The organism is Polaromonas sp. P1_E12 (genome assembly GCF_056405975.1).
The window spans coordinates 802,992-829,540 of record NZ_JBFUBB010000001.1 but is presented as its reverse complement, the minus strand read 5'-3'; the positions used below and the strand labels follow the sequence as shown (position 1 = coordinate 829,540).

At 62.0% G+C, this 26,549-nt stretch carries 26 protein-coding genes; 14 read left to right on the top strand and 12 right to left on the bottom strand.

What is annotated here, in order from left to right:
* The first annotated feature begins 50 nt into the window (after window positions 1-50).
* Window positions 51-1,145: an ROK family protein gene (locus AC1D13_RS04095; RefSeq protein WP_477688990.1), complete on the top strand. Its 1,095-nt coding sequence runs from the start codon at window positions 51-53 to the stop codon at window positions 1,143-1,145.
* A gap of 108 nt (window positions 1,146-1,253) precedes the next feature.
* On the opposite strand, the gene AC1D13_RS04090 is transcribed toward AC1D13_RS04095, so the two are convergent.
* Window positions 1,254-3,698: a penicillin-binding protein 1A gene (locus AC1D13_RS04090; protein ID WP_477688989.1), complete on the bottom strand. Its 2,445-nt coding sequence runs from the start codon at window positions 3,696-3,698 to the stop codon at window positions 1,254-1,256.
* 539 nt (window positions 3,699-4,237) lie between these two features.
* On the opposite strand from AC1D13_RS04090, the gene msrB reads away from it, so the two are divergent.
* From msrB to AC1D13_RS04070, 4 genes are all read left to right on the top strand, one after another.
* Complete coding sequence (gene msrB / locus AC1D13_RS04085; RefSeq protein ID WP_477688988.1) at window positions 4,238-4,735, top strand: peptide-methionine (R)-S-oxide reductase MsrB; 498 nt, start codon at window positions 4,238-4,240, stop codon at window positions 4,733-4,735.
* Between the two features lie 2 nt (window positions 4,736-4,737).
* The gene (gene msrA / locus AC1D13_RS04080) at window positions 4,738-5,454 is read left to right on the top strand and encodes a peptide-methionine (S)-S-oxide reductase MsrA (protein ID WP_477688987.1); all 717 of its coding nucleotides are present in this window, start codon (window positions 4,738-4,740) and stop codon (window positions 5,452-5,454) included.
* 207 nt (window positions 5,455-5,661) lie between these two features.
* Complete coding sequence (locus tag AC1D13_RS04075) at window positions 5,662-5,886, top strand: DUF3606 domain-containing protein (protein ID WP_477688986.1); 225 nt, start codon at window positions 5,662-5,664, stop codon at window positions 5,884-5,886.
* Window positions 5,887-5,981: 95 nt separating this feature from the next.
* Complete coding sequence (locus AC1D13_RS04070) at window positions 5,982-7,046, top strand: Vgb family protein (RefSeq protein ID WP_477688985.1); 1,065 nt, start codon at window positions 5,982-5,984, stop codon at window positions 7,044-7,046.
* Between the two features lie 21 nt (window positions 7,047-7,067).
* Here AC1D13_RS04070 and AC1D13_RS04065 read toward each other — a convergent pair whose 3' ends face one another.
* On the bottom strand, window positions 7,068-7,937 hold the full coding sequence (locus AC1D13_RS04065) for an alpha/beta fold hydrolase (RefSeq protein ID WP_477688984.1): 870 nt from the start codon (window positions 7,935-7,937) through the stop codon (window positions 7,068-7,070).
* A 387-nt stretch (window positions 7,938-8,324) separates the two neighbouring features.
* Complete coding sequence (locus AC1D13_RS04060) at window positions 8,325-9,269, bottom strand: hypothetical protein (protein WP_477688983.1); 945 nt, start codon at window positions 9,267-9,269, stop codon at window positions 8,325-8,327.
* Between the two features lie 268 nt (window positions 9,270-9,537).
* On the opposite strand from AC1D13_RS04060, the gene AC1D13_RS04055 reads away from it, so the two are divergent.
* Window positions 9,538-9,816 (top strand): hypothetical protein, encoded by a 279-nt coding sequence (locus tag AC1D13_RS04055; protein ID WP_477688982.1) that lies wholly within the window; start codon window positions 9,538-9,540, stop codon window positions 9,814-9,816.
* Between the two features lie 40 nt (window positions 9,817-9,856).
* Here AC1D13_RS04055 and AC1D13_RS04050 read toward each other — a convergent pair whose 3' ends face one another.
* The 6 genes from AC1D13_RS04050 to AC1D13_RS04025 all read right to left on the bottom strand — a co-directional run bounded on the left by AC1D13_RS04050 (window position 9,857) and on the right by AC1D13_RS04025 (window position 16,030).
* Window positions 9,857-10,093, bottom strand: a complete 237-nt coding sequence (locus tag AC1D13_RS04050) for a hypothetical protein (protein ID WP_477688981.1) — start codon at window positions 10,091-10,093, stop codon at window positions 9,857-9,859.
* Between the two features lie 184 nt (window positions 10,094-10,277).
* Window positions 10,278-10,784, bottom strand: coding sequence for a hypothetical protein (locus AC1D13_RS04045; RefSeq protein ID WP_477688980.1), 507 nt, complete (start codon window positions 10,782-10,784; stop codon window positions 10,278-10,280).
* 32 nt (window positions 10,785-10,816) lie between these two features.
* Complete coding sequence (locus AC1D13_RS04040; protein WP_477688979.1) at window positions 10,817-12,079, bottom strand: MFS transporter; 1,263 nt, start codon at window positions 12,077-12,079, stop codon at window positions 10,817-10,819.
* 24 nt (window positions 12,080-12,103) lie between these two features.
* Entirely contained in the window at window positions 12,104-12,538 is a 435-nt protein-coding gene (locus AC1D13_RS04035; RefSeq protein WP_477688978.1) for a hypothetical protein, read from the bottom strand.
* A gap of 224 nt (window positions 12,539-12,762) precedes the next feature.
* Window positions 12,763-14,640, bottom strand: a complete 1,878-nt coding sequence (locus AC1D13_RS04030; protein ID WP_477688977.1) for a hypothetical protein — start codon at window positions 14,638-14,640, stop codon at window positions 12,763-12,765.
* 199 nt (window positions 14,641-14,839) lie between these two features.
* Entirely contained in the window at window positions 14,840-16,030 is a 1,191-nt protein-coding gene (locus AC1D13_RS04025) for an aminotransferase-like domain-containing protein (RefSeq protein ID WP_477689142.1), read from the bottom strand.
* 132 nt (window positions 16,031-16,162) lie between these two features.
* On the opposite strand from AC1D13_RS04025, the gene AC1D13_RS04020 reads away from it, so the two are divergent.
* From AC1D13_RS04020 to AC1D13_RS03995, 6 genes are all read left to right on the top strand, one after another.
* Window positions 16,163-16,762, top strand: a complete 600-nt coding sequence (locus AC1D13_RS04020; RefSeq protein WP_477688976.1) for a TetR/AcrR family transcriptional regulator — start codon at window positions 16,163-16,165, stop codon at window positions 16,760-16,762.
* A 33-nt stretch (window positions 16,763-16,795) separates the two neighbouring features.
* Entirely contained in the window at window positions 16,796-17,323 is a 528-nt protein-coding gene (locus AC1D13_RS04015; protein ID WP_457278760.1) for an SRPBCC family protein, read from the top strand.
* Window positions 17,313-17,723 (top strand): PaaI family thioesterase, encoded by a 411-nt coding sequence (locus AC1D13_RS04010; RefSeq protein ID WP_477688975.1) that lies wholly within the window; start codon window positions 17,313-17,315, stop codon window positions 17,721-17,723. Before AC1D13_RS04015 ends, AC1D13_RS04010 begins: the two co-directional genes overlap by 11 nt.
* Window positions 17,724-17,867: 144 nt before the next feature.
* Window positions 17,868-18,158, top strand: a complete 291-nt coding sequence (locus AC1D13_RS04005; protein ID WP_457278762.1) for a helix-turn-helix domain-containing protein — start codon at window positions 17,868-17,870, stop codon at window positions 18,156-18,158.
* Between the two features lie 51 nt (window positions 18,159-18,209).
* A complete protein-coding gene (locus AC1D13_RS04000) occupies window positions 18,210-19,529 on the top strand; it encodes a type II toxin-antitoxin system HipA family toxin (protein ID WP_477688974.1) in 1,320 nt (439 codons plus the stop codon).
* Window positions 19,526-20,503: an AraC family transcriptional regulator gene (locus AC1D13_RS03995; protein ID WP_477688973.1), complete on the top strand. Its 978-nt coding sequence runs from the start codon at window positions 19,526-19,528 to the stop codon at window positions 20,501-20,503. The genes AC1D13_RS04000 and AC1D13_RS03995 overlap by 4 nt, the downstream gene beginning before the upstream one ends.
* A gap of 36 nt (window positions 20,504-20,539) precedes the next feature.
* Here AC1D13_RS03995 and AC1D13_RS03990 read toward each other — a convergent pair whose 3' ends face one another.
* Window positions 20,540-22,204: an alkaline phosphatase family protein gene (locus AC1D13_RS03990; protein WP_477688972.1), complete on the bottom strand. Its 1,665-nt coding sequence runs from the start codon at window positions 22,202-22,204 to the stop codon at window positions 20,540-20,542.
* A 242-nt stretch (window positions 22,205-22,446) separates the two neighbouring features.
* On the opposite strand from AC1D13_RS03990, the gene AC1D13_RS03985 reads away from it, so the two are divergent.
* On the top strand, window positions 22,447-23,493 hold the full coding sequence (locus tag AC1D13_RS03985; RefSeq protein WP_477688971.1) for a BLUF domain-containing protein: 1,047 nt from the start codon (window positions 22,447-22,449) through the stop codon (window positions 23,491-23,493).
* Between the two features lie 122 nt (window positions 23,494-23,615).
* Window positions 23,616-24,260, top strand: coding sequence for an endonuclease III (gene nth, locus AC1D13_RS03980; RefSeq protein WP_477688970.1), 645 nt, complete (start codon window positions 23,616-23,618; stop codon window positions 24,258-24,260).
* A gap of 28 nt (window positions 24,261-24,288) precedes the next feature.
* On the opposite strand, the gene AC1D13_RS03975 is transcribed toward nth, so the two are convergent.
* A complete protein-coding gene (locus AC1D13_RS03975) occupies window positions 24,289-25,413 on the bottom strand; it encodes an ABC transporter substrate-binding protein (protein ID WP_457278768.1) in 1,125 nt (374 codons plus the stop codon).
* Window positions 25,414-25,502: 89 nt separating this feature from the next.
* Window positions 25,503-26,480 carry a Bug family tripartite tricarboxylate transporter substrate binding protein gene (locus AC1D13_RS03970; RefSeq protein ID WP_457278769.1) on the bottom strand — a complete coding sequence of 326 codons (978 nt, stop codon included), beginning with the start codon at window positions 26,478-26,480 and terminating at the stop codon, window positions 25,503-25,505.
* Window positions 26,481-26,549 lie beyond the last annotated feature (69 nt).

Genomic DNA, 26,549 nt, shown 5'->3' with positions numbered 1-26,549 from the left:
TGCCGCGCCCGCATGATGAAACCTTTCACCACAGCACAACACGCCCCCACATGCCGCGCAAAGCCTCCCCCGCTTCCCTGCCTCATGACCTGTTGCACGGTCAGCTGAAGCTGCCTGCCGTGACGATCAACGGCTACAGCCTGGAACTGCACGACGGTGAGCGCTTTCTGGGCGACACCGTCAGCCGCGTTGCCTACAGCGAAATGCTGGACGTATGGCGCCGGCTTTTTCAACGCATCAGCGGCGAAGACGTGCTGGGCACCAAGCCCACACCCGCCATCAGCAAAAAGCGGCTCGACCTGCTCCTTCAACGCGACGGCAAGGCCGCCGCCGTGATTTCCGCGGCATCGGAAGACTACGCCTGGCAACTGGTGCGTGTGGTGCGGCGTTTTCTGGCGCATCCCACATGGCACGGCGTGCAGCGCATTGTGGTGGGCGGCGGCTTTCAGCAAAGCCTGGTGGGCGAACTGGCCATCGACCGCGCGGCCGAATTGCTCTACCAGCAAAACGCCCGCGTGCATTTGATGACGCTGCGCCACCACCCCGACGAAGGCGGGCTGATCGGCTGGGTGCACCTGGCGCCGCCCGAACTGTTGTCGCAATACGGCGGTTTCCTGGCGGTAGACATTGGCGGCACCAACGTGCGCTGCGGCATTGTGCGGCCACGCCTGAGCAAGTCGCCCGACCTGTCGGATGTGCGCGTGGCGGGCCTGGAAAAGTGGGGCCACCGCGGCGACGACGACGTGACCCGCCGCGAACACCTGGTGCAGGGCATTGCCGCCATGCTCAAAAAACTCAAACGCCTGGCCGACAGAAAAGGCATCACCCTGGCGCCGTTTGTCGGCGTGGCCTGCCCCGGCCTGATCTGCGACGACGGCTCCATCGCCACCGGCGCGCAGAACCTGCCCGGCAACTGGGAAAGCCCGCGCTTTAACCTGGCGCATGACCTCAGCGAACTGCTGCCGCGCCAGGACGGCCAGACCACCCAGGTGCGGTTGCACAACGATGCGGTGGTGCAGGGCCTGTCTGAGCTGCCCTTCATGCAGGGGGTGAAGCGCTGGGCCGTGCTGACGGTGGGTACCGGGCTGGGCAACGCCAGCTTTGTCAACACCGGCCCGCACGCGGTGCGCAAAACGAAACGCTGACGCCGCGCGCTGCGTTGCAACAATTCAAGAGAAAAAGGCCTGAAACCCAATCAGTAATAGCGCAAGCAGCTATCTATTTAATAGCAGTCTCACGCACCGCGCACAGCGCTAGCGCGGAGCGATGGGCGCACCCACCACCACGCCCGGCACGGCGGTGTTTTCCGCCGCAGCATCGGGCTGCACACGCCGCGGCTGCTCGGGTGGCAGCACCACGCCCGGCGTGCCGTCTGCGGCAGGCCCGTTCACAGTGATGTACTTGATCACCGGCGCCGGCTGCCACACGCGCGGCGGTCCGCCCTCGGTGGCCTGCCCTCCCACAGCGCCCGACATGCTCTGTTGCCCCAAAGGCTGGGGCATGCCGCCGTCACCGGTCTGGCCTGGCTGGCTTTCCTGCGGCGGCTCGGCGCCATTGAGCAGCGCTTCAATGCGCTGCCGCTCCTGGTCCGTCACGCCTGCGCCTTCCGGCGCGGGGAAGCGCAGGTTCACGTCAACCACTTTTGCCTTGATCGCCCCCTGGAAAAACTCACCCACCATCGGCAGCGCGCTGCGGGCACCCTGCCCATAGCTGTCAGCCATGGTCACGCGGTTGTCGTTAAAGCCCACCCATGCGCCGGCCACCAGCTGCGGGTGCATCATGATGAACCAGCCGTCGGTGTTGCCCTGTGTCGTGCCGGTCTTGCCGGCCACGTCGGCCTGGATGCCGTAGCGGCTGCGAATGGCAGCGCCCGTGCCCTGGTCGATCACGCCGCGCATCACGTCCAGCAGCGTCTGCGCCACCGTGGCCGGCATCACGGTTTCAGCCAGCTTGGGCTCAAACGCTTCCAGTACCTTGCCGTTGCGGTCTTCTACCCGGGTAACGATCACGGGCTCTATATAACGGCCGTCATTGGCCAGCGTGCCGTAGGCCGCCACCATTTCCCTCAGCGTGACAGGGCTGGTGCCCAGCGCAAGTGAGGGCACTTCTTCCAGCTTGCTCTGGCGCACGCCCATGGCCTTGGCCAGCCTGGCCACATTGGCCGGGCCCACCGCGTGCATGACCTGTGCGGTGATCGTGTTCTTGGAAAACATCAGGCCCTGGCGCAGCGTCATCATCTCGCCGCTGGGGCCGCCGCCGTCGGTCGGCCGCCAGAAAGCGCCGTTCCCCAGCGGGATTTCCACCTCACCGTCCAGGTACACGTCGGACGGCTTGGCGCCGTTTTCAAACGCCGCGCCATACACAAAGGGCTTGAAGGTCGAGCCCGGCTGGCGGCGCGCCTGCTGCACGTGGTCAAACTGGTCGCGCGCAAAGTCGCGGCTGCCCACCCAGGCCCTGACCTGGCCGTTGGTTGGGTCCAGCGCCATGAAGCCGGCCTGCAGGCGCGTTTTTTCGTCCTTCAGGTTTTGCATGAACTCCGCGTCCGCCAGCAGCGCCTTGGTGGCCTGGTCGTCGGCCTGCCCCTTGGTGCGCAGGGCCTTGTATTCGGCGGTGTCGCGTATGAAGGCCAGGGCCAGCTCGCGCGGCGCGCCGCTCTTGGCCTTCCAGCCCGAGTTAAAGCGCCAGTCACCTGCGACCGTCTTTTGCAAGCGGTCTACCTGCACCGCCAGCGCCTTGTTGGCCATGTCCTGCAGGCGTGAATCAATGGTGCTGCGCAGCACCAGGCCGTCGGCATAAATGTTGTAGTCGTTGCGGTCGGCCCATTCAATCAGCCAGCGGCGCAGCTGCTGCGCCAGGTGCGGCGCCGAGCCCAGCTCTTCGTCCTGGCGCTCGAAGTCGATGCGCAGCGGCTTCTTTTTCAGTGCCTCCAGCTGGGCTACGGGCAGCTTCTCGTGCTTGACCATCTGCGCCAGCACCGTGTTGCGGCGCTGCATGGCGCGCTCGGGGTTGTTCACCGGGTTGTAGTAGGCCGTGCCCTTGAGCATGCCCACCAGCGTGGCGCTTTGCAGCACGTCCAGCTCGTTGGCGGATTTGTCGAAGTAGGTGCGCGCCGCCATTTCAATGCCGTAGGCGTTGTACAAAAAGGGCACGGTGTTGAGGTAGCTCTCCAGGATTTCGTCCTTGGAATAAACCGCCTCTATCTTGAAAGCCGTGATGGCTTCTTTCAGCTTGCGCGTGATCGACAACGAACGGCCGATTTCTTCCGGGTAGAGGTTGCGCGCCAGCTGCTGCGTGATGGTCGAGCCGCCCTGCGTCTTGCCGGTGGCCGTGTGCAGCACGGCCGACACCGTGCGCTTGATGTCCAGGCCGTGGTGGTCGTAAAACCGGTGGTCTTCGGTGGCGATCAGCGCGTCCACCACGCTGGGCGAAATGTCTTCGAGCTTCACCCAGTCGCGGTTGGCCCGCTTGAACACCGCCAGCACCTGGCCGTCAGACGACATCACCACCGACGGTTTGGCGGTTTTGGCTTTCAGCAGGTCGTTGATGCTGGGCGTGAACGGAATCAGGATCAGCACATACAGCAGCACCAGCGCCGGAATGGCCGCCAGTGTCAGCAGCACGCCGCGTTTGGTGGGGTGGCGCAAGCGGTCCGGAATGGTGGCCGCAAAGTCGCGAAGTTGGGTCAGGAGCTGTTTCATCATTGCCTGCAAGTCTAAAGGGCAGGCGTAAACGGGCCTGTAGGACTGCGGCGATGCGGAAAATGCACGCCATCGGAAAACGCCGCTTCAGCGGCTTGCAGGAGGCCGTTTTTAAGCACCAAATTGGCCTCAAGACCAATCAGAACGGGCGCAAGCAGCTACTGTTTTAATAGCGTCCTGCGGGGCAGTTTTGGTGGTATTTGGGCCTCTTTTTTGCCTCTTTTTCGCCTGTTTTTGCCTGTTTTCAGCCGTCGTGGGCCCTGCGGGCGCTTTTGGGGCCAATTTCGCCACCTGCAGTGCCATTTTCAAGCATCAAATCGGCCTCCAACCCAATAGGAGTCTGCGCGAGCAGCTACTGTATTGATAGCGATTTCAGGCTGCCCGCCATTTCGCCGCACGGAACTGAACCAGCACAGCGTCATCCAATCTTTCGCACCAGGGGCGTCGTCATCCGTAAGAAACGCCGCGCCACGCCGACCAACCTTCATGCCGCCTGTTCACGGCAAGCAATACAACAACCAACCGAAAGAGGCCAACGCATGATGACCCGCAGAAACTCCCTGCTCCAACTGGGCGCCCTCTCCGCCGCCATGGCCGCCGGCCTGCGCGGGCTGCTGGCGTCCGCACCCGCCCACGCGGCCGCGCGCGCCTATGAAGTCACCCGCACCGAAGCCGAATGGCAAAAGCTGCTGCGGCCCGACCAGTACCGCGTGCTGCGCAAGGCCGGCACTGAAACGCCCTTCACCAGCCCGCTCAATAAAGAAAAGCGCGCCGGCGTTTTCAGCTGCGCCGGTTGCGACCTGCCCCTTTTCGCGTCAACCACCAAATTCGACAGCGGCACCGGCTGGCCCAGCTTCTGGCAAGCCATGAGCAACGCCGTGGTCGAAGAAACCGACACCACCCTCTTCATGAAACGCACCGAGGTGCTGTGCCGCCGCTGCGGCGGGCACCTGGGCCATGTGTTTGACGACGGCCCCAAACCCACCGGCCTGCGCTATTGCATGAACGGCGTGGCCCTTAACTTCAAGGCAGCCTAAAAATGAACAAATACCTTTTCACCCTGGGCGCTGTGGCATTGGCCGCGTGGGCATTCATTGGCGGGGGCATGGGCACCAGCGCCCGCGCTGCGGAAGAAAAAGCCGTGAAGCTGCCCGCGCCTGCGGTGGACGCCACAGCCACCGCACAGGCGGGCACCGCCACCGCCGTGTTTGCCGGCGGCTGCTTCTGGGGCGTGCAGGCCGTGTTTCAGCACACCGACGGTGTGCTCAACGCCGTCTCGGGCTATTCAGGCGGCGACAAAGCCACTGCCACCTATGAGCAGATCGGCTCGGGTCGCACCGGCCACGCCGAGGCCGTGCAAATCACCTACGACCCGAAAAAAATCAGCTACGGCAAGCTGCTGCAGATTTACTTCTCTGTGGCGCACGACCCCACCACACTCAACCGCCAGGGCCCCGACAGCGGCACGCAATACCGCTCAGCCGTGTTCTACAAAGACGCCGAGCAAAAGAAGGTGACCGAAAGCTACATCGCCCAGCTCGACGCCGCCAAGGCCTTCCCGAACAGGATCGTGACGCAGCTCGCGCCGCTCGCCGCCTTCTACCCCGCAGAAGCCTACCACCAGGACTACGCCACCCTGCACCCCAACCAGCCTTACATCGCAAGGTTTGACTTGCCCAAGATCGCGAACCTGAAGACCGTGATGCCCGAGGTCTACCGCGAGAAGCCCGTGCTGGTATCGCAGGCCGGCAAGTAGGCGTAGCAAAGGGCCGCACGCCGCCGTAGCGGGCGCGTCTTCTCGCCGTTTTTCGGCCATTTCCCGCCGGCAATGGCCGCATAGCGGTTATTGGCCGACGGTGCGACCTGAATTCACCCCTTGCTGATGTCGGCAATGGCCTACAAACGTATGGTTCTGAGCGCGTTAATGTGGTCTTTTACCTTAGCTGGAAAGGAGCGGACCACCATGACGAGTACCCACCAGCAGCCAGGCGTACAGCCCGACCGCATCAACCTGAACGACAAACCCGGCACCGAACAGTGGATGAAGAAGCTGGACGTGACCAACGACCAGCTCCGTGAAGCCATCGCCGCCGTGGGCGACAAGGCAACCAACGTAGAGCTGCACCTCAAGGGCGCCCGCAGCACCACCAACGCAGACCGCGTGCACGAGTTGAGTACACACAAGTGAGCTTGATGGCGGCGCGCATTGCCGCCAAAATGCCAGAGAGACACCACCGTTCACCGTGTTCAGCGCATAAAGCAAGATGCGCAGGAGGTTTTGCCATGGCATTGCAGACACCCGCTTCATCCCACGCTCCTCAACAATCAGACGCAACCCAGATCAACCGGCGCACCGCGTTGGTGGCCCTGCCCAGTTTGGCGACTCTGGCCGGTTTCAGTTTGCCGGCCGCCACACACGCACAAACACCCGGCACTGTCCGCCTGCAATCGTGGCCGCTCAACGCCCGCACCTTCACAGGCATTCACGACATCGCCCCCGCACCCGACGGCGGCGTGTGGTTCTCGGCCCAGCGCAGCGGCCACCTCGGCTGGTTTGACCCACGCACCGGCAAGTCAGACCTGGTGGCTTTGGGCAGCGGCTCATCACCCCACGGCGTCATTGCCGGGCCCGACGGCGCAGCCTGGCTGACCGACGGCGGGCAAAACGCAATCGCCCGCGTGGCCTGGCCTTCTCGCGAAGTCAAGGTCTTCCCCCTGCCCGCAGGCACACCGTACGCCAACCTCAACACCTGCGCCTTCGACGGCGACGGCAACCTCTGGTTCACCGGCCAAAGCGGCTACGTCGGCAAGGTAGAGGTGCGCGCCGGCACCGTCACCGTGAAAGAGTCCCCCCGCGGACGCGGCCCCTACGGCATCTGCGCCACACCCAAGGGCGACGTGTGGTGGTGCTCGCTGGCCGGCTCATTCATCGCGCAGCTCGACCGCAAGACAGGCGAATCACGCATCGTCGAGCCACCCACCCCACGCCAGGGCGCCCGCCGCGTCTGGTCAGACAGCAGGGGCCGCATCTGGGTATCAGAATGGAACAGCGGCAACCTCTCAATGCACGACCCCGCATTGGGCACAGGCCCCAGCAGCTGGCGCGCGTGGAAAGCCCCCGGCACCGAGCCACACGTCTACGCCGTGTACGTTGACCACAAAGACATCGTCTGGGCCTCAGAGTGGAGCAGCAACGCCCTCTTGCGCTTTGACCCGGCCACCGAGAAGTTTGAGGTGATCACCATGCCGCGTGCTGGGGCAAGTGTGCGGCAGATATTGGGCCGGCCTGGAGAGGTCTGGCTGCCTGAGAGCGGGACGGAGTTTGTGACGGTGGTGAAGACGGCGTGAAGGGTCGCGAAGCCTCACTCCTTATCCCTCTTCCTTCGCCTTCCTTTGGGTGCGCTTTATAAAGTCGAGCATCAGCGGCACAGCTGCGGCCGCATGCGTCTCCAGCAGCAGGTGGCCAGCGTCGAGCACATGGGCCTCCATCCTCGGCAGCGCTCGCATCCACGAAAGCACCTCGGCGAGATCGAAATAGATATCGTGCCGCCCCCAGACCATCAATGCAGGTGGCTGCCAGCGCTCGAGGTACTTTGCGACGGCGTCGAATCGGCTGGCGTAGTTCTTGTAGTCTGCAATCAGCGCTCGCTGCGTATCCATATGGCCCGGCAGGTTCATCACCCGCCAGTCTTCTTCCCAATGTTCGGCAGGGATCCGTTCAGCCACCTCCGGTGAAACGCCGGAGATATACGTGTCACGCGTGCCCTCCAGAGTCAGATGCGCGGTGACCTCCGCCTCGTTTTTCGCGTTCGGTTGCGACCAGTAGTCCAGCTGCGCAGCCCATCCCGGTCCCCACCCCGTTCGGTGCGCGTTGGCGTTCTGGATGATGAGGCCAAGGACCTTCTCGGGCGCCTGCATCGCAATCTGTAGCCCCACCGGCGTTCCCCAATCATGCAGGTAAATAAACCGCGGCCCGATCTCAAGCCGGTCCAGCAGTTCAGAGATCGCCTGACCGATAGCGGCAAACGAGACCGCTGGCAGCACGTCAGACTTGCCGTGCCCAGGCAGGTCAGGCGCGACGACATAAGCGGACTGCGCCAGCGCCGGCGCGACCTCACGGAACATTCGCGATGAATTCGGGGTACCGTGCAACAGCAACAAGGCGGGTCTGGACGCCTCGCCCGCCGTGAAGTAAGAAAGCTCGGTGCCACCTGACAGACGAAGTCGTTTGGTTTCCATGCATTGACCTCCATCGAGACGATGGAAGCATTTTGAGGACTACGCCCAGAGCTGCCGATGTCGGGAAATTGCCCATTCCCAAGGCGGACGTAGGCTCTACACGCTACTGTTGCGGGGTGTCACTGGCCCTGTGCCCATGAGATCGCGGATGGGAAGTCGAAGCAACCAAATCGGGAGTCAGCGGCGCGCAGAAGGTAACGCCATGTCCTTGCACCCCGCACCTTCGTCCCCTTCACATCCGTTGTCGTATCCGCGATCGGGTCCGAGTGGCCGGCTCCTTCATCACGCAACTAGACCACAAGCCCCACGAACTATTGCGCGAGCAATATCACTAAACTGGGCTTCACTCAGCATGTTCCAGCTCTTTATGAATGGGGTCGTGTACTGTCAAGCCTCAATGCCGTAGGCGCGATTTAGTGCTGCAAGCGCTCGTGACTCCATATCGGAAAGTTGGGCGAGAAAACGGTCTTCGTCGGGCTGAAGATAAAGCTCCTTACGTAGCGCACTTACCAATTTCACAATGGCTTTCTGCACAAGCCTTAGGTCCTCAAACAGTCCCTTGGCTTGCGCCAAACGCATCGGCGCTATTAGCCTGACTTGTCGGTTTCGCTCTGCTTTGAGTGTCTTGAGCCATTGGTTTTCTTTGACCCACGCCTCGCCTGCGGACTCCTGCTCCTCGAAACTGCCGGACCGTTCCTTAACCTCACTCATCCGCGTGGCGAGACGCCGAATTTCCGATTCCACATGCACCGTTTCGCGATCAAGATCCCGCACCGGTTCCATCGCGAACCGAAGAGGATATGCGGTTCGAAGTGCTTTTATATAGAGCTCGCTCATTAGACTAGTTAACTCACGTGAAAGTAGAGCTGCCTCGCTTTCTGCAACCAACCACACCTTGGCATTGGCTTTCAAGAAAAGTTGTAGACCCTCGACGTCAGTGGACTCCTCGCTCAAAGGCCGCTCCGGAAGACTGCCTAGGACCGCCAACACCGCATGTACCTCCTCAACGGCGTTGGTGTATACCTCGCGCCGAATTGCGGCCTTACGGTCCTCCTCTTTCTGTTGTGCATCGTGGCTGCGCTGCACGATAGCCGCGGCCGTGTCATGGGCGTTCCTTCTGTCCAGCAGGTTCAGACTGTGCCTATTTGCGGCGATTACGCCGAACAGTGAAATGAATGCGGCTATAGCCGCACCGGACACGCCCGACCAGATCACCGCGTATTTCGGATCAAACAGAGCTGGAAGATTCAGTCCAGCGCTGGTAAAGATAGCGAATCCGCCTACCCCGAGAATCAATGCACTAACAAGCACGCAACTTAGACGAACCTTCATCGTTAACCTCCCGTAATGGTGCGAATGTGACTCAAGTTCAAAGCAAATGCAAATCTGTATAAATGCGACGCAATTCAAGGCAAATTTACTCGCGCTTGCGAGAAGTTGAGTTGAGTGAAAATAAGATACCGACCTCAAAGAACTACTCAATAAGCAGCGGCGCCGAAAATACATGCTCAGGATTTACAAAGCAAGCCTCGCCGTGGTCACGGTTCTATTTCTCATTCATGCGGTCTTCTCGACTCTTTACGAGGTGGACTCACACAAGATGACCACATCCCTCACCTACATAGCATTTGCCGCGCTCTTCTTGACGCCTTTACTTCACATTCGAAAAACAGAGCAAGTTATCCTGATAACAAGCTTGATGTACATCGTGGTGCACCTTGCTTTTTGGCCTACCCCTGAGTTCTATGGGCAGTACACAGTGCACGCCATGGTGTTGGTTTCACTTGAAATAGTGGCTTGTGCGGCGGTCGTCATTTCCATACGATATGCCTTCATGCGTGCGTGGCTGTTGGCCGTAAAAGCAAAGCTGAAACGATAAAGAAGGCATCTTTTCGACTCAGTTCAGCCGGCGTTCGGGATCAAACAGGCGAGCCACGCCGCCGCAACGCCCAGGCAAAGTAAACCCCCTCCACCGCCATCACCGCCCCACCCAGCGCCACCACCGCACTGCTCCCAATGCGGTCAATCAAGCTGGCCGCCAGCACCACACCAATCGACTGGCCCAAAAACAGGAAAGAAGCAAACATCGAGACGGCCGTGCCGCGCGCATGCGGTGCCATCTGCGTTGCGTTGGCCTGCATGACGTTGTGGAACATGAAAAAACCAAACCCACCCACCAGGCTGGCCGGAATGGCCGGGGCTCAGTGCGGGGTATAGGCCAGCACCAGGGCGCCGATGCCGATCAGCGCGCCACCCAGAATCACCAGGCCATGCTGACCGAAGCGACGAATCAGCGGGCGGCGATGGCGACGTAGCCCAGGCCGCTTCTTAGCCCGCCCGCTAAGGCTTCACTGGGCCTTTGCGCATGGTAGCAACCAGCCCCGCCATGGATTTCTCAAAGTCCCAGGTTGGAGAAGTAATAAGCGCGGGATAGGCGGCGCAACGCTCTCGGGCTCGCGCGGGGTCGCTCGAAAACACAGTGCGCCTCTGATTAGCCTTGAAGTCAACAATCCTTCGATCGAGTTGCGCGCGAACCGCGTCGGCCTTCGCGCGATCACCTTTGGTCTCCCGCTCAATCATGGCCGACATATTGCTTTCCACTTCTTGCAGAAGGGGCGCCGCCCTTGCCCGCCAAGCGGCGTAAGCGGCTTCATTTTTTGCCTTGTGCTCAGGAAATTCTTCAGCGCACAGGTCTTTGATGGCTCCCAACGATTGAGCTGCGCCATACAACTGGCCGAGATCGTTCTCATAGTTTCCTGAAGCAACCGCTAGTTGGGCATGAGCCGCAGGCGTAAAACCGAGCACCATCAGCGTGATGATTCCAGCACTGAAAAACGATTTGGTCATATCCGATACTTTCAATTGAAGTTCTCCAGAGTCTATTTGACTTGAAGAGATGACTTGCCGTCTCGCCTTCTCAACACCCAGGCAAAGTAAACCCCCTCCGCCGCCATCACCGCCCCACCCAGCGCCACCACCGCGCTGCTCCCAATGCGTTCAATCAAACTGGCAGCCAGCACCACACCAATCGACTGGCCCAGGAACAGGAAAGAAGCAAACATCGAGACGGCGGTGCCGCGCGCATGCGGCGCCATCTGCGTTGCGTTGGCCTGCATGACATTGTGGAACATGAAAAAGCCAAACCCACCCACCAGGCTGGCCGGAATGGCCGGAGCCCAGTGCGGGGTGTAGGCCAGCACCAGGGCGCTGACGCCGATCATCGTGCCGCCCAGAATCACCAGGCTGTGCTGGCCGAAGCGGCGTATCAGCGGGCGGCCTGCGGCCATGTACCCGACGCCGCCCAGACCAAACAGCGCCACGATGGCGCCTGACACCGAGAGCGACAGGCCCAGGGCATGGTGCAGGTGCGAGGCCCAGATGGCCAGCACGCCAAAGCCGGCGGCGCCCTCTATCACCGCCATGATCAGCACCACGCGTGACCAGCGACCGGTGATGATCTCCAGCGCTTGCGTGACGAAATGGGTACGCTGCACGGGCTGGCTTGGTGCGGCGGCCGGGTCTTTGCCCTCGGCGCGCTGTGCGGCATTCTGGCGGCGCAGGTCCACATACAGCAGCGTGCCCACCACGGCAAACAGCACCGTCATGAAAACAAAGGCCCAGCGCCAGCCCAAAGCATCGGTCAGCAGGCCGCCAATCAGCTGGCCGCACACAATGCCCAGCGTGCTGCCCAGGCCAGTGCGCGTGAGCATTTCCTGCAGCTGGTCGGCGGGCACGTTGTCGCCCACCCAGGCCATGCCCAGCGGAATCAGCGCCGCCGCGCCCAGCGCCATCAGCAGGCGGGCAAACAGCAGCGCATCCAGGCTGTGCGCAAACACGGCCAGCAGGCTGCCGACGCTGCAGCCCAGCGTGGCAAAGGTGACGACGCGAAACTTGCCCAGCCTGTCGCCGAGCGGGCCGTAAAAAAGCTGCGACGCGCCATACGTCATGGCAAATATCGACACGACCTGTGCGGCCTGGGCCAGGCTGACGGCAAACACGCGCGACAGCTCGGGCAGCATGGCGTCGCAAATGCGCTGGGCCATCATGCTGGCAAAGGTGCCAAATGAAAGAAGAAGGATGGAGCGCCGGACGGCGGGGGAAATGCTGGCGTGGGAAGCGCTGTGCGCGGCGGCAGAAGTCATGAAGGTAAACAGGCCCGGGAGCTGCTATATGGCCAACTTGGAAGCGGCTTTCCATTGCGCAATACGGGTCATGTGGTACTGCAAATAGAAGGTGCTGAAGAGGAAAGTCATGGCCGCTGAAAGCTCAAGCTGCATGGGTTCAACGCTGTTGTAGTGGTTCAGCATGGACCTTCGGATGGAATAAGCCCCGAAATAGAAAATCACATACGACACGAGCATCAAGAGAAAACCAACCCCCTTGAGGTTGTCTGAGCCTTCAAACAGTATCTGGGCAAAGATGGCCAGCGGGACATAAATGACGAATTGGGTGGTCGCATTCGACGCCGGATTGATTTTTCGCACCCAGGTGGATTGGACGAACATCCAGACGATCATGAAGACCCCAAGCGTGAGGAGCGTAAACAGCAGCACCAAAGCCCAATGCAATTGGGGTGGCGCGGGGTAAGCGTCTGCGTTCATACCGCCGCCTTGTGGCCCGGGGTTGGTGAAAGAATCCGGCTGGTAGTCACTCACAAGCGCCTTTTTTAATTAGTCGATCTATCGTGCGACACCGCCCGCGGATACAGGTACTCGCAAAGGACTCGGCCAAAGTGCGAAAGCGCGTGTGTGTTACGCCTATGCGGGCGCGGCGCGCACTGGTTGTACTGCGAGCTGTACTGTGCCAGTTGTACGTCATGCACCCCTCACTGCATCGCGCAACGGCCGTTGCACCCCTGCTGAAGAATGGTGGCCTTCCACTCTTTGCGCGTGCCCAGCCATGCATAGCAAATCTCACCGACGCTTTTGCCGGAAAATTCTGCAGCCGTCGCCGCGGAGGTGAACTTCGCAGTCAGGAGGTCGGAATACAGAGAGCCAGAACACACTCGCCATGTGTTTTCTGGCTTGCCACTGCGGGCGGTTTCGAAGGCCTGCTCTTTGGCCTCTTGCTCGGAGGTTTCGGCCAGTATCTGCGTCTTTTGCTCTTCGGCCCTGGCAACCAGCTTTTGCACAGCAAGGCCGGCAGATTGCTTTGCCGCATCTCGCCTGGCGGTAACGACTTTTTCTTGTTCGGTATCAGACTCGCGGTGCAGCCGCGATATCTTGAAGCGCAGTTCGGGATCGAAATCATCATCCTGGGGAATCACAGGGACACCGGGTATGTGGACGGGCCGTGGGAGCTCTTGCCGGCGAAGCTCTCCTTGCAAAAACCGGCCGTCTTCGGTGAGTGCAAGCGAGTAATGAACATCAGATTTCAAAGACACCTGCAAGACGTTGCCAGCCACCTTCCACTGGCCGGTGTCTGACGACCTGGGCATCTGGTAAATGGCAACGCCGTCCGGGTTCAGGCGGAGTATGTTTCCCGGCACCTGCAACGCCTCCGACTTCCATACGCTGCCTGCAAAGTTGGCCGCTGCGGTAGCCGCGGTTCCGACGATCGGGATGTAGCCGTCGCTGGTGAGCGGCGCACGCGCCAGCGGAGCCAGAAGCGTGGCGCCGCTTTTTGTCTTGCTTTCCCCAACGTAGCGGGTCATCACGTTGCTAATGGGCGGCTCTGAAATCACGGCCCTGTAGTCGGCCCTGTTGTAGCTGCCTGGCTTCAACAGCGAGGAGTCGTAGGACAAGGTCACCCCGCCATCGCGAGTCAGCGTATAGGACACCGCGTAGGCGTTGCCGCTGCGCAGCTCAATCAGGCCCTGGGCTTTTCCGTAAGTGGCCAGTTCCGCCAACAACTGGCGCCGCCAATTGACAAGGCCGGCGCGGGTGGCGCCGACCGTCACGACCGTGTTGCGCAAGACTTCCACCGGCAAGATGGCATGCCCGGCAGGGCTGAAGCCGATGCAGGTCCAGAACTGGTCCGCGATTCCCACCAGCTTAGAGGCGCCCGCCTGCCCCATAAAGCCGGTGACGGTTTTGCCCTTTTGGGTGTTTTCAACGAGTTCCTCATAGCGTTGCCGCGGAACACCAGCATTGCAGCGCTGCAACTGTTCCAGCGCATCTGGGGCCAAGAGCGACTGGCGCGAAAAGCGTTCTTCGATGTCCCGGGGGCTCACTGCCGCGGCGGGTGCCTGCTGGGCGAATCGGGCTTGCGCTGGCGGCGCAGGTCGCAGGGTGGCAACCACACGGTCAGCCATGGAAAGTGCACGCGCTTTGCCCGCTGGGCTATAGACGCCGCTGTTGGCCTTGTCCCTGATGCTTTGCGCAACAAGTTTCATCATGCTGTCTGAAAGACCTTGCAATGTCTCAAGAATTTTTTGCGCGGCTTCCGCATCGGGTCCGCCTGCTGCCGCGTTTTCTTTCATGTTTGTGGAGGCTGCCTTGCTGGCGCCTTCGATAGGAATGACCATCCAGTTCAAGGCATCGAGGTATTCCTCTTCATAAGCGCGGGGGTCTGCATTGAAAGCTTTCTCATAGCGCTTGACGAGAGGCCCGATCAGTTTCGGAATGTCCGGCTGGCCAATACTTTTTGGAAATTCCACAAAATAGTCGTCCATGACGACTTTGGCCCTTGCAGGCGCCAGCAATGCGCGCAACGCGGCACCACCCTCCGGATCTGAATATTTCAGCGGGCGGTCTGGCTGCATCACCTGCTTGCTTTCATGAAGCATCAGTTCCGAAGCGAAAGCCCGAACCGCATCCCCCGCCCATACGAAGCCGCTTTGGCCCGCAAGCAAAAAAACCAAAGCCCATGTTTTAACGAAGCGCATTTTTCCCCTCCACCGCTTATCTATTTTTTGCTTATCTACCCCGCCCAACCCACCCAGCTGACCTCAGGCTATCTCATCAAAGCGCCTTGCCCAACCGCCCCACACCCTCTTCAATCTTCGCCACATCCGCGGTGGCAAAGCTCAGCCGCAGCGTGGCCAGGTCCGGGTTGCTGGCGTAGAACGGCGCGCCGGGCACAAAGGCCACGAGCTGCTCAATGGCTTTTTTGGCGAACTCGCCGGCGTCTTTGCTTTTGCCGCCCGCGCCCGTCAGGCGTGCCCAGAAGAACAAGCCGCCTTGCGGCTGGGTGAATTCAATCGCGTCGCCGAGCTCGCGCTTGAGCGCTGCGCCCATGGCGTTGGCGCGCTCGCCGTACACCTTGCGCACATGGGTCAGCGTGGCGGGCATGCGGCCGGCCTTGAGGTATTGGGCAGCGGTGGCCTGGGCGAAGGTGCTGGTGTGGGCGTCGCTGAACTGTTTGCACATGGTGGCTTTGGCCAGCAGTTCGGCGGGGGCGATCATCCAGCCCACGCGCAGGCCGGGGCTCAGCACCTTGCTGAGTGAACCGCAGTGCGCCAGCAGCTCGCGGCTGCCGGGCACGCCGGCACTCAGGGCCAGCAGTGAGGGGGGTGGTGCCTCGCCGAAGTAGAGGTCGCCATACGGGTCGTCTTCGACGATCAGGGTCTGGTATTTGACGGCCATCTCCAGCACCTTCTTGCGGCGCTCCAGGCTGAGCAGCGCGCCGCTGGGGTTGCCGAAAGTGGGAATCAGGTAGACAAACTTGGGCTTGTGCTGGGCGATGAGTTGTTCGAGCTCGTCGGTCTTGACGCCGTTGGCATCAATCGGTGCGCTGATGAGTTCTGCGCCGTAGAGGCGAAAGCACTGAATGGTGGCCAGGAAGGTGGGACCTTCGACGATGACCTTGTCGCCGGGGGAGATCATGGTTTTGCCGAGCAAATCAAGCGCCTGCTGGCTGCCGGTGGTAACGATGAGGTTTTCGGGGGCGACGTCTTTGGCGCCCTTGGTGGCCATGAAGGCGGCGAGCTGTTCGCGCAGCGGGCCGTAGCCTTCGGTGGCGCCGTATTGCAGCGTGCCGCCGGGCTCTTCATTCAGGGCCTTGTTGCTGGCCTCCTGGATGCCGGCCACGTCGAACATGGCAGGGTCCGGAAAACCGCCGGCAAAGCTGACGATGCCGGGCTTGCCCAGTAGTTTGAAGAGTTCGCGGATGGCGGAGGTTTCAACGTTGTTGAGGCGGTCGGCAAATTGCAATGGCATGGGGGTCTCGCTTTCTGGTTTGTATTGTCGCCAATTTGCGCGCAGGTTTCCTGCGGCCTGGGCCGCCGGTTGCCCTGCAGCCGCATGGAAGTTGACAGAGTATCAATCTAGAGTAATACTCTAGTCATGAGTTCTGCCACACCCCCTGCCGCTGCCGCCCTCTCCACCCGGGAGCGCCTGCTGGACGCCGCCACCAAGGTGTTCCTGGCGCACGGCTTCACGGCCGCGTCGATGGACATGGTTCGCCAGGAGGCGGGCGTGAGCAACGGCAGCCTGTACCACCACTTTCCCACCAAGGCACAACTGGCCGACGCGCTGTATGCGCACACGCTGCGCGATTTCCATGGGGCGCTGATGCAGCCCATCAGCGGCAAGGCCTCTGCCCAGGCCGGCGTCAAGGGCCTGATGCGCGCGTACATCCAGTGGGTGCTGCAACACCCCGACCAGGCACGGCTGCTGCACACGCTGCGGCGCGGCGGCGACATGGCAGGCGGCGCCGAGATCGACGCGGCCAATGAGCAGGCCTTTGCCACGCTGAGGGCCTGGGTGGCGCAGCAGGTGGAGGCCGGCGAGATGCGGGCCATGCCTTTTCACCTGTGGATGGCGCTGATGTTTTCACCGGCGATGTCGCTTACGCAGGGCTGGGTCAGCCAGCCCACCCCGGCCGTCACACCCAAAGTGAGGGCCGCACTGGAACACGCGGCCTGGATGGCCATGGCCCCCTGAAACACCTTCCCGATTTCAACAAGGAGTAGCTGCATGAAAGTCGTCAATGTTCATCAACGTCTGCTGCACGCCAGCCCGGAGCAGGTGGGCGCGCTGATTGATTCGCTGGGCTCGCCGGCCGATGCCTTGTGGCCCGGCAAGGTCTGGCCGCGCCTGAAGTTCGACAGGCCGCTGGCCGTGGGAGCCATCGGTGGGCATGGGCCTATCCGCTATGTGGTGGAAGCCTATACGCCGGGGCAGTCGGTGCGGTTTCGCCTGACCGCACCGGCGGGGTTTGACGGCTGGCACGGCTTTGAGGTGCTGGACGCCACGCCTGCGCATTGCGTGCTGGAGCACCGCATTGAGATGAACACACGCGGCACTGGCCTGCTCTTGTGGCCGCTGGTGATTGGCCCCCTGCACGATGTTTGCGTGGAAGACGTGCTGTCGCAGGCGCAGCTCTCGCTGGGCAACGAGCCACGGCAGGTGCCCTGGCCGGCCTACATACGCCTGCTGCGCTGGCTGGTGTCGGGCGGCAGGCGCTTGACTCCGCCGTTTTCGCGCAGCCAGCATGCCCGCTGACTTGCTGGCCTGGGGCCGTCAGGTGCTGGGCCAACAGCCCTTTAGCGCGATGCTGAACGCGCAGCTGGATGCCTTTGCGCCCGGCGGCGCGGAGCTGTCGGTGCCTGTGGTGCCCGGCCTCTTGCAACAGCACGGCTTTGTGCATGGCGGTGTGTTGTCTTATCTTGCGGACAACGCGCTGACGTTTGCCGGCGGCTCTGTATTGGGCGACTCTGTCACGTCAGAGTTCAAGATCAATTACCTGCGGCCGGCCAAGGATGCCGACCGCCTGCTGGCCGTAGCCTCGGTGGTGGGCAGTGGCAAGACCCAGGCGGTATGCCGATGCGATATTTTTGTGCTGCGCGGGCAAGAGCGTACCTTGTGCGCAGCGGCGCAGGGCACGATACGCAAGGCGACCTAGGGACTGTTGACAGGCCACAGGCTTCGCAAAACACGGATGCTGGCGGGGACGGTACAAGCCTGGCCATTTGATCGCCCTTGAGCGATATTTTGACAATATTGTCTAAAAACGATATTATGCAGATATCACTCAAAGGCGGTATCCATGAGCACGCTTCAAACCTTTCCCGTTCAGACATCAGCACAGCTGTCAGTGCATTTGAAATCGCTGCGAAAAGCACGCGGGTTGACGCAGACCGCGTTGGGTGAGCGCATAGGCGTCAAGCAGGTCCGCATGGCCGATATTGAAAAAAACCCCGGTGCGGTGAGCCTCGACCAGTTGCTTCAGGTGCTGCATGCGCTGGACGCGCGACTGCTGCTGGCAGACTTGCGGCGGTATGCCGAGACTGACACCCCACCCGCCCCCACCGCGAACAGCCCCACAGCCGATTGGTAACCGGAGAAAGCGCTTGGGAAAGCATGACGAAACAGTTTAAAAAGGTGGCCCATGGCATTTGCCGATCTTGACGTGTGGATGAACGGCCAGCATGTGGGCCTGTGGTTCTGGACGCGAACCGGCACGCCGGGTTTTCGTTATGACCAAAGCTGGCCGCAGTCGCCCCATGCGCGGCCGCTGTCGGTTTCACTGCCCATGCCGGCCGGGGGCGGCGATGTGATGGGCCCCAAGGTAGAGCACTACTTTGACAACCTGTTACCCGACAGCAGCCGCATCCGCGAACGGCTGCGCCGCCGCTTTGGGACTTCTTCAATCCGCGCGGCCGACCTGCTGGCAGCCATCGGCCGGGATTGCGTGGGCGCGCTGCAGCTGCTGCCACAGGGCCAGCGGCCACCGCCGCACGACCGCATCGACAGCACGGCACTGACCGACAGCCAGGTGGAGACGCTGCTGGGTGACGTAACCGGGGACGGTGTGGAAGGCGCCTCGCTGGCGGACGATTTCCGGATATCCATTGCCGGCGCTCAGGAAAAGACAGCGCTGCTGCGCATTGGCCAGCGTTGGCACCTGCCGTCGGGCTCTACACCCACCACGCACATCTTCAAACTACCGCTGGGCCTGGTCGGCAATATGCGCGCCGACATGTCGGACTCGGTGGAAAACGAATGGCTCTGCGCCGCCCTGCTGGGTGAACTGGGGTTTGAGGTCGCGCCCACACAAATGGGCCGCTTCGGCCGGCGCAAGGTGCTGATCGTGGAGCGCTTTGACAGGCGCTGGATGGACGGCGGCCAATGGATCGCCCGCCTGCCGCAAGAGGATTTCTGCCAAGCCACCGGGACGCCCGGTGACCTCAAGTATGAAAGCGACGGCGGCCCAGGCATTCGCACAGGGCTGGACTTGCTGAGCGGAAGCAGCAATGCCCGCGCCGATCTTCTGCATTTCGCGCAGGTCCAGCTGGCCTTCTGGATCATGGCCGCCACTGACGGCCATGCCAAGAATTTTTCGATCTTTCTGGAGCGCGGCGGCAGCTTTCGCATGACGCCGCTGTACGACGTGCTGTCGGCCTGGCCCATCATCGGCAACGGGCCCAACCAGATCAGCCCACGCCGCGCCAAACTGGCCATGGCCTTGCGCAGCAAAAACGCGCACTACCATTTGCACGAAATCCGCACCCGCCACTGGGAAGCGCTGGCGCGGCAAAGCGGTGTGCCGGGCGCCTTCGACCAGATGGTGGCGCTGGTGCTGCAGGTGCCGTACGCGCTGGAGCGCGTGGCCGCGCAGTTGCCGGCAGATTTTCCCAAGGCGGTGTTCACCGCCATACGCCGCGGCATGCTGGCGCAGGCTGAAAAGTTTGTGGCCGAACTTTCATGACGGAGCCCGGCCTTGACCCCGCGGCCCGCCGCACGTATATCGCCCGCATCAACCGGGTGGTAGACCACGTCAGCGCCAACCTGGCCGGCACGCTGGACTTGCAAGCGCTGGCCGATGTGGCTCACTTTTCGCCCTGGCACTTTCACCGCGTGTTTCAGGCGGTCACGGGTGAAACCCTGGCTGACTGCGTGCGCCGCCTGCGGCTGGAGTCGGCAGCCCAGCAACTCATTTTTTCACCGCAGACCGCGCTACAAATCGCGCTCGACACGGGCTTTGCGTCGGCCGAGGTTTTCAGCCGTGCCTTTCGCGCCCATTTCGGCACAACGCCCACGGCCTGGCGGCGCGGCGGCTGGCGCGACTGGGCAGCGCGCCAGCAGCGTGAACTTAGCAAGATTCATCAAGGCAATCACAAGATGAATCAAGACTCCCTCATGGCATTGTTTAAAGATAGAACCCTCTGGCCCGTGGGGCCGGTTTTATCTGAAAGAGGTTTGAGCATGCACATTGAACTGAAGACCATTCCTGCCATGCGCCTGGCTTACATGCGCAACACCGGCCCTTACGGCGACGGCGTGGCGCAGCTGTGGCAACGCTTTGTCGCCTGGTGCGGCCAGCACGGCCACATGAACCCGCGCCCCAGGATGTACGGCATCAGCCAGGACAACCCCGAGATCACGCCGGCCGAAAAATGCCGCTACGACGCCTGCATTGAGGTGAACGAGGCTTTCAAACCGCAAGGCGAGACAGGCGTGCAAAACTTTGGCGGCGGGCGCTATGCCTGCGGCCGTTTTACCGGCAAGCCGGGCAACGAAGTGCACGAAGCCTGGACGCACATGTTCGCCGAGTGGCTGCCGCAAAGCGGCTACCAGCCGGAGAACAAGCCGGCGCTGGAGCTGTATGAAGAAGACTTCGTGATGGACCCGAAGACCGGCACCTTCAGTTGCTGGCTCTGCGTGCCCGTGCGGGCGCTGTAGCGCCGGCGACTGGTCTTTAAAGCCGGGCCTGGGGCCCTACAGCCCCTGTAGCGGCAACAACTTGCCTTCGGCCGCGGAAGGCGGCGCAATGCGCAGCAGGCGTGACAGCGTGGGCGCAATGTCCACCACTTCCACCCGCGCATCGATGCGGCCGGGCTTTATCCAGGCCGGGCCGTACATCAGGATGGGCACTTGCGTGTCATAAGGATGCGGGGAACCATGGGTGGCGACCGTGTTGCCGAACATCCAGCCGGGCTTGAGTGAATACTGCACGTCGCCCGACACATCGGCGTGCCAGGATTTTCGGATCTGATCAAAAAATGGCGCACCGGCACGGCTTGCGCTTGCCAGTTCGCGGCGGGTATAGGCCGCAGCAAAGCCGGGCTCTGCCAGCAGCAGGGTGCGGGCTTCTTCTGCCAGGGCATTCGGGTCTGCCTGCTTTTGCGCGATGAGTTTTTTGTCGAACAGCAAGCTGGAGCCGGAGAACCCCGCCGTCCATTTGCCTTCGCCAAACCGTTTTTCCAGGCCGGTGTTGACGCGCCACAGCACCTGACTGCTGTTGACGCGACCGGCCCCACGGCCCTGGCTGGCGAGGTAGTCAGGTGACGGCATGAAGCCGTGGTCGGCCGTCAGCATGACGAGGTAGTTGTCCTTGCCGACGCGGGCGTCCAGGTCCTGGAAGAAGGCCTGCAGCATGCGGTCGAGTTGCAGCAGGTGGTCGTGCGACAGGCGTGACTCGGCGCTGTAGGCGTGGTTCACGTAGTCGTGGCCCGACAGGCTGACGGACAGGATGTCGGGAATGTCGTCTTGCCCCAGCTGCTCGCCGGCAATGGCCGCGCGGGCAAACTCCAGCGACATGGCATCGACAAAAGGACCACGCAGCAGCGAGCTGTAAAACCGCGGTCCGGGCGCCGTGTCGTCGGGCGCGCCGTACATGGCTGGCAAACCGCCGCCGGCGGGGCCAAACCATTTTTGCTGGTCGGGCACAGAGCGCGCATAGGCGGCCTCGGGCAGCAGGGCTTTCCATTCGGTCTTGAAGTAACGGTCGGCCAGCTTCTGGCCGTTAAAGGCATTGACCCAGCCCGGATGCGCGGCCATGTAGTGCGTGCTGGACGCAAACTGCCCTGTGGCACCCATGTACATATAGGCCGTGCCGGTTTTGCCGGCGGGCAGGATGGCGCCGCGGTCTTTGCCGGAGATGCCGATCACTTTTGAGCGGCTGTCTACCCGCCGCAGCACGTCGCCCACCGTTTCCACCTTGAGGTTCTTCGGGCTGGTGCCGTCGAGCGCATTGGTCTGGTGGCCGATGTAAGTGGCCGTGGTGTCGCCCGTGCAATACACCGGCTCTGCGGTGATGGGGTCGCGCCAGTCGTTGCCGATGATGCCGGTGCGATGCGGGTAAGCGCCTGTGAGCATGGTGGCGTGGCCGGCCGCGGTGACGGTGAAAGCATGGCCGTAATGCGCGTTGGCGAACCAGGCGCCGCGGTCAAGGAAGCGTGCCAGGCCATCGGGCGCGAGCTGGTCGCGATAGTCCAGCACCTGGCGCTGCGGCAGCCCGTCCACCACCAGGAAGACAACGAGTTTGGGCCGCGGTGCAGCGGCTTGCGATGGCGCGGTAGCGCCGGGCGCTGCGGCACAACTGGCCAGCAATACTGCCGTGAACGCGGCAACCAGAATACGCAAAGGTGTGTGAAGTTTCATGGGGATCATGCGGGTGATGCTAGGTGAGTTCATGGTTTGCGGGCAACAGTAGTCACCCGTAGCAGGCCTGGCTGTCACGGCCTGTTGCCGGGAAGGCTTGCATGGTAACTGCGTCACCACGTACCCATTTGGGTCCCCTGTGTAGGACCATGGCTCTCCGGACTACTACTTCTGTCTCGTTCACATTTGGTTTCAATGCCAAAGGATTGACGTGCGTTTCGGTTGTAAGGCAGGATGCATTCATGACCAACAACGCAGCGCCGGACACGGCGCCCAACGTAGCGCCATATGTCGCCGCTCCAGGAGAGACGGAGGTTGAGCGCGTGGTGACGGCGAGCATGTGCAACATGCGGGAAGGCATCTTCGCGCAGATGGAAAACATCCGCACGGAGTCGCTGCGCCACAACACGCCCCTCGGTCTGCACGTAGTGCTGCATTACCAAAGCGGCTGGTTTGTGCATTGGGTCGAAGGGCCTTCGGCGGCAGTGCGGGACTTGCTGCAGCATGTTGTGCAACACGACCCGCGCCACCATTCACCCCATACATTGCACACCAGCAAGGGGCGGCGGCTTTTGCCGACACCGTGGTCCATGGCGATGTCGCAGGCCACCGAGTCGGCGGTTTATTTCGGCCGCCGGGTCATGGCCCTGCGGGAGCAACTTGAAAAGGGCAAACAGTATTCGCCCTCCTCGGTGCTTCGCCGCCTGTCGGCACCCATGCAACTTGCCCAGGCGCAGGCACTCGCAGACCCCGAAGCCTTTCACCGCATGGGCATCTGCTCGGCCAGCGGCACCGAGGCTTTCGACATGGTGGGCTGGCTGGCCCAAAAGACGGGCGGGGTGGTCGCCAAACGGCGCTTTGCCGGCGAGACAGACTTTGACGGCAGCAGCGAGTATGTCGACTTCATGGAAGGCGGCTACCCATGCCGGCTGATTGCCGTGGCGCGCAACGGCCTGACGCACGGGCTTCGCCGGGCTTTCCTTCCGGAGTGGCCGCATTTTGTGATGCTCTTTTGCGGCGCGGCCAAGTTTGACGATGCGCTGATGGACCGCATGATCGCCGCCTGCGACGGCCTGCCTGCGAAGCCGGTGCTGGTGGGGGTTGCCCGCGACACCGCGACCCACCAGCGCATGCAGGAGATGGCAAAGGCTGCGCAGCTGGAGTATGTCGTCGGGGGCGTTGCCACGCCCGACAACTGCAACGCCATATGGCAGACGATGCGCGACCAGCTGGACCGGGCCGGTGCGCCGTCCAGCTCGGTGTGGGACGTGCCGCGCATGGCGGCCTGAGCGCCCTGCCCCATTTCCCCATTTCCCCATTTCCCCGTTTTCCCGTTTTTGTTTATCGGCATCTTGCTGCACGGACAGGTGTTTGCGCGCGCCGGCCTGCGCGCGCCGATACACTGCGAGGCATGAAAAAAGAAGACATCGCCCCATTTTTTGCCACGCTGAAGGCGGCCAACCCGATGCCTGTGACCGAGCTGGAATACACCAGCGTGTTTGAGCTGCTGGCCGCCGTGCTGTTGAGCGCGCAGGCCACCGACGTGGGTGTGAACAAGGCGACGCGCAAGCTTTTTCCGGTGGCCAACACGCCGCAGGCCATCATTGACCTGGGGCTGGAACGCCTGGAGTCTTACATCCGCACCATCGGGCTGTACCGGACCAAGGCCAAAAACCTGCTGGCAGCGTGCCAGATTCTGGTAGAGCAGCATGGCGGCAAAGTACCGCGCAGCCGCGAAGCACTGCAGGCCCTGCCCGGCGTAGGCCGCAAGACGGCCAACGTGGTGCTGAACTCGGCATTTGGCGAGGCCACGATGGCGGTGGACACGCACATCTTTCGCGTGAGCAACCGCACAGGCCTGGCGCCCGGCAAAAACCCGCTGGAAGTCGAGCTGGGCCTGCTCAAGCGTGTGCCTGCCGAATACATGGTGGATGCGCACCACTGGCTGATACTGCACGGACGCTATGTGTGCATTGCGCGCAAGCCGCAGTGCTGGCAATGCGCGGTGGCGCCGTGGTGCGACTTTCGCCCCAAGACACCGCCGCCGGCGGCTTGAGCGAAATTACCCGGAACCAAGCCGGCGCTTAACGGGCGAAGGTGCCGTCGGCGCGAATCATTGTCAGATTCACGAAGCGCGAACCCAGATTGCTTTGCTTGCTGTAAGTCAATGCAAAGCCGCCCAGGTCTTCATTGGTGAATGTTTCGAGCGTGCTGATGAGTTTGGCGCGCGTAACCGGCGCCGGCGTCTTTTGCAGCGCGCGCACCACCAGCTTGGCGTTCAGGAAACCTTCCATGCTGTTGTAGCTGAATTTCTTGTCGCCGTTGGACGAGATGACGGTCTGGTATTCACGCACGACGGCGTTGCCCAGCTCGGTAAACGGGTAAGGCACGACCTGCGAGGCAATCACGCCGGCTGCCGCATCCTTGAGCTCGGCATGCAGCCCGGACGACACGCTGAGCACCATGAACTGGGCGGTCACGCCCTTGGCGCGAAAAGCCTGGATGAACGCCGCATTGGGCTTGGCCTGCCCGATCAAAATCACGGCCTGCGGCTGCGCCGCGGCAATCACCTCGGCGGCCTTGGCCACGTCCACCGTGCCGCGCGGCACCGGGGCCACGGCAGCAGCCGTTGCGCCGCGCTTTTGCATGGCGGCGTTCAGGGCTTCCAGGCCTTCCTTGCCGAAAGCGTCGTCCTGGTACATCACGCCGATTTTCTTGATGCCGATGGTCCACGCGTGGTTGACCGCCGCTTCGATCTCGTCGGTGGTGCTGGCGCGCACGTGGAACAGGTTGGACACATACGGTTCACGCAGCGACTTTGCGCCGCTGGTGTTGCCGATCTCCGCAATGCCGGCCGCCTGCACCAGGGGCACGATCTTCAGCATGTTGGCCGTGCCGCGATAGCCCACCAGCGCCACGGCGTTCTGGGTTTCGATCAGGGCCTTGGTGTTCTCGGCCGTCTTGTCGGGATTAAAGCCGTCGTCCAGGCTGACGAGTTTGATCTTCTCGCCGCGAACGCCGCCTTTTTTGTTGATGTCATCAAAGTACGCATTCATGCCGCGCACATAGTCGGTCGTCAGTGCGGCGCTATTGCCAGAGAGGTCACCCGAGTGGCCGAGCACGATGTCGGCCGAAGCGGCCGAGGCGGCCAGACCCAGAAAAAAAGCGGCCAGAAAACGGCCGCCCTTTGAAAAATTAACAACTTTCATGAAACGAATCCCTACCCTCTTGTGAAAAAATTGGTGTCAATAAAAAAGCCGGCCCAAGGCCGGCTTGTGCTTCCGGTGCGCGGTGTATGTCAGGCGTCGACCCTGACCTTGGCCTGCTGGGCCACCTGCGCCCACTTCTTTTGCTCCATCTTGATGAAGGCCGCAAATTTTTCGGTGCTGCCGCCGCCGTCTTCGGCGCCATACTGGTCCATCTTTTCCTGCACGTCAGACATGGCCAGTACCTTGTTGACGTCTTCGTTCATGCGTTGGACCATGGCCGGCGGCATCTTTGAAGGGCCCATGAGGCCGTACCACACGGTGGCTTCGAAACCCGGGAAACCGGACTCGGCCATGGTGGGCACATTGGGATGGCCTTTGGCGCGCTTGAGGCGCGTTTGCGCCAGCGCGATGGCCTTGCCGCTTTTGACATGCGGCGTGGCCGAGGTCATGGTTTCAAAGCAGTAGTTGACCTGCCCGCCGATCAGATCGACCAGCGCCGGGCCGGAGCCGCGATAAGGAATGTGCAGCGCAAAAATCTTTGCCTGAAGCTTGAACATTTCCAGTGCAAAGTGCTGGGCCGAACCACCGCCCGCAGAAGCAAAGCTGATCTGGCCGGGTTTGGCCTTGCACAAGGCCACCAGGTCCTTCACGGTTTTGGCGGGCTGGTCGGCATTGCAGATGAGCATGTTGGGCGTGACGCCGACCATGCTGATGGGCACGAAGTCACGATCAGCGTCGTAGCCGAGCTTGATGCCCAGTGCCGGCGCCAGCGCGTGGCTGTTGATGTGGGCCATCAGCAAGGTGTTGCCGTCACCGGCCTGCTTGGCCACGTAGTCGGCGGCAATCACGCCGGCCGCGCCACTCTTGTTTTCAATGATGACCGAGGTGTTCCACATGGTGGACAGCTTCTGGCCCACCACGCGCGCCAGCGCGTCGGTGCCGCCGCCGGGCGGGAAACCCACCACAATGCGCACCGGCCCACTGGGCAGCGTTTGCGCCCTGAGCATGGGTGACGCCACCATGGCGGCTGTGGCCGCCGTCGCGCTGATAAAGGTTCTGCGTTGCATGGTTTCCCTTTTTGATTCGGTAATTTATGGAATTTTGATGACCGTTTGACGTAACACCCTGCGGTCGTG